The organism is Paenibacillus sp. J5C2022, assembly GCF_025567625.1.
Taxonomy (GTDB): Bacteria; Bacillota; Bacilli; order Paenibacillales; family Paenibacillaceae; genus Pristimantibacillus.
In genome coordinates, this window is the sequence record NZ_JAOQJC010000104.1 from 1 (window position 1) to 1,531 (window position 1,531).

1 protein-coding gene is annotated in these 1,531 nt (G+C 48.1%); it reads right to left on the bottom strand.

The window, feature by feature from the left end; all coding sequences use genetic code 11:
- Positions 1-10: 10 nt before the first annotated feature.
- The gene (tnpC, locus tag M6D81_RS31455) at positions 11-1,447 is read right to left on the bottom strand and encodes an IS66 family transposase (protein WP_262681609.1); all 1,437 of its coding nucleotides are present in this window, start codon (positions 1,445-1,447) and stop codon (positions 11-13) included.
- Positions 1,448-1,531: the final 84 nt, after the last annotated feature.

Consider the following 1,531-nt stretch of genomic DNA (forward strand, 5'->3'; position numbering starts at 1 on the left):
TCGTTACTACTTAGGTACCCAGGAAAATTGATTTACCGCGAAAGGTATCGGAAAGCGAGGAGAGGATTGGATGGCCGTGCTTAATCATAGTGGATATGACGCTACGTAATCTGGCGAAAATACGTGCTCCGTCTTCTGTACGAAATGCTCCCGAGACCTTCTGTTTGACTTTGACCATTCGCAAGTCCCGTTCTGCCTGGTTGTTGTCAAACGGAATATGTGGTCGCCAAAGAAACGACAAAATCGCCTCTTTATGCAGCGATAGTCGTCCACCCAAATTGCCTGCTTTGCTTTTGATCTTTCTCCCTTGTGTTCCCGTTTTAACTCTCACGGGATCTTGGGCCCATTCTAGTGCACCAGCTTCCAGAATGGCATCGTATCGTTCTTGAAGCTCTTGGATCACTTCTGATGTCAAAAGCGTTTGCGATTGGCGTGAGACGAGTACCAACTTCCAGCTTTCTTTGAGCAAGTCACTCATTTGCTGAGCCCACTTATGGCGATCATGCTCCGCAATCCCTTTGCATTCCCGAAGCAGATGCACATTACACAGGGCGTGATCAAAGGCATATCGCTCTTTAAAGTAACTCTGCATGCAATCATGGACGACTGTTCCGGTATAGCGAGGTAAGAAGCCCATTTCGTCCATAGCTTCACTGCCACGCTTGGCATGAAAACGAAGCAAGGTGTACCTTTCGTCGGAGATCACGTGCATCCACTTTGTTTTGCCGTTCACCCGACATCCTGTTTCATCGGCATGAACCTTATCTTGGGCAAGCAATTGTGATTCCAAAGCTTGCTCGACAGGCTCCAGCGCATCGTATGACTTTTTCAAGAAAGAAAGCAAACTACCTTCGCTTGGACGATGAGTCGTCAGGTCCGCAAATAACTGAGCGATGCGATCCAGCGGCAACATCTGAAAGGCATGCAAATAGACGGTCCATGCAGCCATGCTGTTGCCATACTGCACGGGAGCTTGAACCTCCATGGGAAAAGAGGCTTGCTTCGTGCAGCGGCATCTTGGGCAATATTTTTTCTCAGCGCGATGCTCGGTCACGAGCAGTCGCGGAGGCGGTACATCGAATACCTGACGTTTCTCATAGGCTTCGACTTGACCCAGTGATTCCAAGCAGTCCGGACAAGACGAAAGCGGATGGATGACGATTTCATCGGGGTTCCCCACTTGGCACAGGGTTGTGCCGGGATGTTCCTTGGGCGCTCCTTTTTTACCACCTGGTGTACGCAGATTAGTAGGCTTACGCAATCCATCGCTGGAAGGTGGTTTACTGCTGTTTTTGCTATTTTTTCCGAGTTGACGTTCCAATTCATGGACACGTTTCTCCAATTGTTGGATACGTGCAGACTGTTGATCGAGGAGAAGCTGAACAACGGAGGCTATTTCTTTGTCTCCCTTACAAATGGTCAACACTTGTTCCTGCGTGAGATTCATTTTCTCTCTCCTCCAATCCATTCGTCGTTTATTTATACTAATTCTACATAAAGGGGCTGAATTCCTTACATGCATCTAAAAAAA